We start from the raw sequence: 6,538 nt of genomic DNA, 5'->3' as shown, positions 1-6,538 counted from the left end.
GGCCCCGGCGACTCCCGTACGCCGGGGCCGCCCCCGTTCCCTCCCTTCGGGCCCTCTCATCGCTCCTCTCGGATCCCGGATCCCGGATCCCGTGCGGATCACACGTGCCGCACGCCGTTCGCCAGGATCGCCTCCCGCAGATACTCGGCCATGCCGGGCTTGATCGCCTCGAAGTACGCCGTGAAGCGCTCGTCGGCGACGTACATCTCGGCGAGGCAGGTGTGCATCTCGTGCGGGCAGTCGTAGAAGTTCCGGCAGATCTGCTGCCGGTGGTCCTCCGCGAGGTCCATCGCCGCCTCGGACTCGGGTCCTTGGCCGCTCTCCATCACCTCGACGAAGAGACGTCCCCACTCCTCGCCCTCCTGCTTGATCCGCAGCCAGTCGTCCTTGGTGTAGGCGGACGCTCTGCGCTGGGACTCGCGGTAGGCGTCCGTGCCGCCCCAGCGGCGCTCCGTCTCCTCCGCGTACCGGTCGGGGTCGTGGTCGCCGAAGACCTCGAACTTCTCCTCCGGTGTGAGATCGATGCCCATCTTCCGTGCCTCCATCGCGTGTTCGACGGCGGCGGCCATCTTCTGCAGCTTCTCGATACGCGTACGCAGCATCTCGTGCTGTCGCCGCAGTTGCTCCCGCGGATCCGCGTCCGGGTCGTCGAGAAGGGCCGCCACCTCGTCGAGCGGAAAGCCGAGCTCGCGGTAGAAGAGGATCTGCTGGAGCCGGTCCAGGTCGGCGTCGCCGTAGCGGCGGTGGCCGGCCCGGTTGCGTTCGCTGGGCACCAGCAGGCCGATCTCGTCGTAGTGGTGCAGCGTGCGCACCGTGATTCCGGCGAAACCGGCGACCTTCCCCACGGAGTAGCTCATCTCCGCTCCTCTCTGTACGCACTTCACGATGAGCCCTCACGTGGCGTGAGGTGCAAGGCCGTTTTTCCGGCGTCGTCCGGGCGTCGTTCCGGCGTCGTCCGGGCGTCGTTCCGGCGTCCCTGCGAGGCCGCCGGGACCGCGTCCGCTCTGTACGACGGCACGACGGCACGACGGCACGACGGCACGACGGCGGGACGGCGGCCGGTGCCGGTGGTGCTCCCGGGGTCCGTCAGTCCGTGGCGCGGTACAGGAGCAGATAGCGCCACAGCGGCAGACGGCGCAGCGTCGAGCCCGGCAGCACACGGGCGGCCTCGGCGCGGGTCTCCGCGTACGACAGCGGCGGCGGCCAGACGATCGGCGGCTGCACGGACGGCGTGTGCCGCCACCTGCCCAGCAGCCGGTCGGCCTTGAGCAGCGTCCGCGCCGGAAGGGCCCAGACGAAGTCGGCCGCCGACCGTACGGGGCAGAGCCCGAGGACCGCCAGGACGCCGCCGGGTGCCAGAGCCCGCCGCAGCGTGAGCACCGTGTCGAACGGCATGTGGTGCAGGCTCGCGATGCACGAGACGAAGTCGTAGTGGGCGTCGGGGAGTTCGGCCTCGCGTATGTCCGTACGGCGGTAGCGGGGGCCGCCGCCCGCCGCCTGCGCGGCCTCGATCACGGACGCGTTCCCGTCCACCCCCTCGACCCGCAGCCCGCGCTGGGCGAGCAGCCGTGCGAACCCTCCCGTTCCGCATCCCACGTCGAGCGCCGTGCGGGCGTCCTCGGGCACCTGGCGCAGCAGCAGCGGGTGGTAGTGGCCGTTCAGGTCGAGAGCCATGGCCGTGGACGCTACCGGTGCGCGCGGCCACGGTGGGGCAGCCGCCCGTACGGGGCCGATACGGGGCGGATCCCTGGCCGGTCCGCGGCCCGCAGGTCCGTGACCGATCCGCCGGGGTCTCGGCGACGAACTCCCAGGGGAGACCTACGAGATGGCGGCATGACGCCGACGGGAGGACGCCGATGAGCAGCCCGAGGAAGAGTGTGAGAAGACGTGCCAGGAGAAGTGCGAGGGGGACGGGCGCCCGCGCGCTTCCGTCCCTGACCGTGCACTCCGCAGTGCACTCCGCCGCGCACCCCGCAGTGCACCCCGCCGTGGACTCGACCGTGCGCGACCCGTCGGCCGTGGTGCTCGTGCTGCACGGCGGCCGGTCCGAGGGACTCGCCGCGCCGCCGTCGTGGAATCTGCCCGATCTGCGGATGCGCCCGTTTCTGCGGTCCCTGGTGCGGGCCACCGCGGACGGCCGGGTGCTGGTGTGCCGCCTCGGCTACCGCTGCCGCGGCTGGAACGGCGTACGGGCGGACGCAGCCCGGGACGCGGAGTGGGCGCTCGGCGAACTGCGGCGTACCGTCGGCGAGTTGCCCATGGTGCTCGTCGGGCACTCGATGGGCGGCAGGGCCGCGCTGCGAGTGGGCGGAGACCGCTGTGTGCGCGGCGTCGTGGCGCTGGCCCCGTGGTGCCCGCCCGGCGAGGAGACCGCGCAGTTGTCCGGGCGGCGCGTGGTGATCCTGCACGGCGACCGGGACCGGGTCACGGATCCGGCCGCATCCCGGGAGTTCGCTTTCCGGGCACGGCGGGACGGCGCCGACGCGCGCTTCGTCACCGTGCCGGGCGGGGACCACGCCATGCTGCGTCGCGCCGCCGAGTGGCAACGCGCGGTCGACCGTGAGGTGGCGGCGATGCTCACCGCGGCGTCCGCGCACACGCCCGGCGGGCGGCCCGCGCCCGATCCCCCGTCGGGCTCCGCGACCCGGCCTCCCTCGCCGTCCTCACCCCCGAACGAGCCCTTCCCGCCCGGAGATTGACGCCGCGGACGCCCATGTCCGGCGGCTCTCCCTCCGCTTCCCGGGAAGCGCTCGCGGCCGCTCGATGGCCACTACACTGACGGGCTTTGTGACATGTGTCGCACGACCAAGATCCACGGTCATGCACCGCATGGCCGTGCTCGACCGTCATGCCTCGCATGATCATGATCCATCGCATCGACCACAGGGGGATCACATGAGTTTTCGGTCGGGAAGAGCGCGCTGGGTGCCCGCCGGTGCCACCGCGCTCGTACTCGCCGGGGGGTTGCTCGCCGGCACGGCCGTGGCCGGCGGTGCGCCGTCCCACGGCGAGGACACCGGGTCGTCGGACGCGAAGCAGGCCGCGGCGCCCGCGTCCGTGAAGGTGATGACCTGGAACGTGTGCGCCAACTCCGCGCCGCGCAAGGACGACAAGGGCCAGGCCCTGTGCGCGAACGGCCAGACGGACCGGGTCGCGGGCGGCATCCGCTGGCACATGCAGCAGCACGAGGGGCTGCACGCGGTGCTGCTCCAGGAGATCTGCTACGCGGACATCGAGAAGCTGCGCACCCTCGACGGCATGGGCGGCTGGAGCTTCGGCTTCTCCGGCATCCACGACCGGGGTTCCGGTTCGAGCAAGGGCGAGATCCGCAAGCGCCAGTGCGCCAAGGGCCGGGGCGGTTTCGGTGTGGCCGTCGGCGTGAAGTCCGGCGACGTGAAGTTCGACCGCTTCCACTACGCCACCCGCAACGTCCCCAACGCCCGTGACACCTGGGGCCATTGGAACGTCAAGCAGGCCGGGGTGTGCGCCGACGCGCTCGGCACCCGCTTCTGCGGCACGCACTTCACGCCCTTCAAGGGCGGCCACGGCTCGTGGGACGACAAGAAGGCGTCGGAGTTCCTGACGTCGCAGTACGGACAGGCGGAGGAGCTCGCCGCGAAGGGCAAGGGCCACTCGCGGGTCGTGCTGGGCGGCGACCTCAACGCCTCGCCCCAGCAGGACTCCACGGTGACGGCACCGCTCCTCGACCCGCTCTACGGCGGCTACAAGGAGTGCAGCCAGGACGCCGCCGGAGGCGACCGTACCGGCAAGGGCACCTTCCAGAACCAGAGCGGCAAGCGCGGCTCCAAGCTGGACTACGTGTTCGGCAACTCCTCGGCGAAGGCGTCCTGTTCGGTGACCGACCAGCACGTCACGCTCTCCGACCACGTACCGGTGACCGCGACCGTCACCTTCTGACGGCCCGGCCACCGGACCGCAGGACCGCCCGACGGCCCACGAAGCCGGGACACCGGACGGTGGATGAGCCGGGCACCGTCGGGCAGACGTCTACGACGTCAAGCAACAGGCCACGTAGAGGAGTTGATCAGGGTCCTCGACAGTCGAGCGCCTTGACCCCCAGACTCTGCGCGACCAACACAGCGCCGCCCGCCCGGCGTTCACTCGCGGGCGGCGCTGCGACCGACGCGTGACGGTGGGAGCGTGCGCACGCGCACGCCGCGCGACGGCCTCGCCACGGTGCCGCCGGGCGGCCGCTCCCACCCGCGCACAGAGCAGAGGAGGAATGGCGCATGCCGGGAAACAGCAAGGGTACGGGGGAGATCGAAGGTCGGGAGCAACGACCTGATCGCCCTTGGCGGCGCAGCGACATCACCGTCAGCGACGAGCGGATCGTCAAGCGAGCGGTGAAGGCCGCGGCGCTCGGCAACGCCATGGAGTGGTTCGACTTCGCGACCTACTCCTATCTCGCGATCGTCATGGGCGAGGTCTTCTTCAACGGCTCCACGATCGGCTCGCTGGCGACCTTCGCGCTCAGCTTCCTCCCGCGTCCGCTGGGCGGCCTGGTCTTCGGCCCGCTCGGCGACCGCATCGGGCGCAAGCAGGTGCTGGCGACGACCATGCTGCTGATGGCGGCGAGCACCTTCTGCGTCGGACTCATCCCGTCCATGGACACCATCGGCGTCGCGGCGCCGGCGCTGCTGGTCTTCTTCCGCCTGCTCCAGGGCTTCTCGACCGGCGGCGAGTACGGCGGCGCGGCGACGTTCATCGCCGAGTACGCGCCCGACAAGAGGCGCGGCTTCTACGGCAGCTTCCTGGAGATGGGGACGCTGGCCGGATACGTCGGCGCCGCCTCCATCGCGGCGGTGCTCCAGACCTTCCTCAGCCACGCCGACCTGGTCTCGTGGGGCTGGCGCATCCCGTTCCTCATCGGCGGGCCCATCGGCCTGATCGGTATCTATCTGCGGCTGAAGCTCGACGAGACGCCCGCGTTCCTGCAGAAGGCCGCCGAGTCGGGCGGCGAGCAGGAGGCGTCGAAGCCGCGGCTGTCGGAGAACAGCCCGAAGCAGTCGCTCGCCAGGATGTTCAGGACGCAGTGGCCGGCGATCATCCTGTGTCTGGCGCTCGTCGCGGCGTACAACCTCACGGACTACATGCTGCTGACGTACATGCCGACGTATCTCCAGAGTTCGCTGAAGTACGAGGCCAACACGGCCACGATCCTGTCGGTCGTCACCATGCTCATCATGATGTGCGTCCTCACCTCCGTGGGACGGCTGAACGACCGGCACGGGCGCAAACCGCTGCTGCTCACCGGCATGACCGGGTTCCTGGTGCTGACGATCCCGGCGTTCCTTCTGCTCCAGAAGGGCACGGAGAGCCTGGCGTACCCCCTGATCGGCATGCTGATGCTGAGCGCCTCGCTGGTCTGTCTGCTGGGCACCATGTCGGCCGTGCTGCCGGCCATGTTCTCCACGGACGTGCGCTACGGCGCGCTCGCGATCAGCTACAACGTCTCGACGCTCCTCTTCGGCGGCACCACGCCGATGCTCCTGGAGTCCGTCGTCGAGAAGACGGACAACAGCATGGTCCCGGCGTACGCGACGGTGGGCGCCGCGGTCATCGGCATCGTCGCGGTGCTGCGGATGAAGGAGACGGCGCAGCAGTCGCTGCTGGGCTCCCCGCCGTGCGTCGCCACGGAGAAGGAGGCCGACGAACTGTGCGCGGCGGTTCCTCCCGCGCGGCCGGCGCAGGCGACGTGACCTGCTGAGTCCTTCGCGCACCGCAGCGTGCCGCATCCCGTCGCGGGGTGCGGCACGTTGCGGTCGAGGGGCAGGTCGCGGTGGAGGGGCGTTACGGCGGAGCGACGTACGAGCACGTACGGGGCACGTACGAGCCGCCTCCTCCGACGCGGAGTGCGCCGCGAGCCCTCGGCACCCGTACGGTCCCAAGTCGCTGCTACACGCCCTGGGTTGCCTTCGTGCGGCGAGCGCGGCTCTCGCGCGTGCGGCCAACTCCCGTACTGGGGCGTCCTGTTGAGCGACCGTCCTGCGCATCGCGACGTACCGGGGAGCCGGCGGAACGGCGGAACCCCCGCGCGACCAGGTCGGCGGGGGTTCCGGAAGGTGAGTCCTGTAGGCCGTGAGGGACTCGAACCCTCAACCAATGGATTAAAAGTCCACTGCTCTGCCAATTGAGCTAACGGCCCGCCCCCGCAGCATAGCCCGGAGGCCCTCCGGGCTTCGAAGGCATCGGCCTTCGCGCTGGGGAGGTGTCAGCGAAGCGTCAGCCGTTGCGCTTCNGTTGCGCTTCCAACGCGGCTTGTCCGTACGGCGGTCGAACGAGCGGCTGCCTCCGCGGTGGTCGTCGCGGCGTCCGTAGGGGCGCCGGTCGTCGTGCCCGCGGCTGTCCCGGCCGTGCGTGGAGGGACCGTACGAGGAGCCGGGGCGCCGGTCGTCGCGGCGCTCGCGGTTGTAGCTCGGGCGGCCCTCGCGGCGCTCACGCGGGCGGTCCCGGTCGCGGTCGCGGTTGAAGGCGGGACGTCCGCCGCCCTCGCGCCGGTCGCGGTCGCCGCCGCGCT

General features: G+C 71.2%; 5 protein-coding genes and 1 tRNA gene. 3 read left to right on the top strand and 3 right to left on the bottom strand.

Annotated elements, in window-relative coordinates; all coding sequences use genetic code 11:
* Positions 1-98: 98 nt before the first annotated feature.
* Both AN218_RS11085 and AN218_RS11080 read right to left on the bottom strand, forming a co-directional pair.
* Complete coding sequence (locus AN218_RS11085; RefSeq protein ID WP_070016635.1) at positions 99-857, bottom strand: MerR family transcriptional regulator; 759 nt, start codon at positions 855-857, stop codon at positions 99-101.
* A 229-nt stretch (positions 858-1,086) separates the two neighbouring features.
* Positions 1,087-1,674 (bottom strand): class I SAM-dependent methyltransferase, encoded by a 588-nt coding sequence (locus AN218_RS11080; protein WP_070016633.1) that lies wholly within the window; start codon positions 1,672-1,674, stop codon positions 1,087-1,089.
* A 266-nt stretch (positions 1,675-1,940) separates the two neighbouring features.
* Between AN218_RS11080 and AN218_RS11075 the strand changes: the two genes are divergently transcribed.
* From AN218_RS11075 to AN218_RS11065, 3 genes are all read left to right on the top strand, one after another.
* Positions 1,941-2,699 carry an alpha/beta hydrolase gene (locus AN218_RS11075; protein WP_216311751.1) on the top strand — a complete coding sequence of 253 codons (759 nt, stop codon included), beginning with the start codon at positions 1,941-1,943 and terminating at the stop codon, positions 2,697-2,699.
* Positions 2,700-2,895: 196 nt separating this feature from the next.
* Positions 2,896-3,918, top strand: a complete 1,023-nt coding sequence (locus tag AN218_RS11070) for an endonuclease/exonuclease/phosphatase family protein (protein WP_171908649.1) — start codon at positions 2,896-2,898, stop codon at positions 3,916-3,918.
* A 332-nt stretch (positions 3,919-4,250) separates the two neighbouring features.
* A complete protein-coding gene (locus tag AN218_RS11065) occupies positions 4,251-5,720 on the top strand; it encodes an MFS transporter (RefSeq protein WP_070016625.1) in 1,470 nt (489 codons plus the stop codon).
* Between the two features lie 373 nt (positions 5,721-6,093).
* On the opposite strand, the gene AN218_RS11060 is transcribed toward AN218_RS11065, so the two are convergent.
* Positions 6,094-6,166 (bottom strand) — tRNA-Lys (locus AN218_RS11060).
* Positions 6,167-6,538 lie beyond the last annotated feature (372 nt).

The organism is Streptomyces nanshensis (genome assembly GCF_001751255.1).
Classification (GTDB): domain Bacteria; phylum Actinomycetota; class Actinomycetes; order Streptomycetales; family Streptomycetaceae; genus Streptomyces; species Streptomyces nanshensis_A.
The sequence above is the reverse complement of the archived record's forward strand: the minus strand, read 5'-3'. Positions and strand labels throughout refer to the sequence as shown.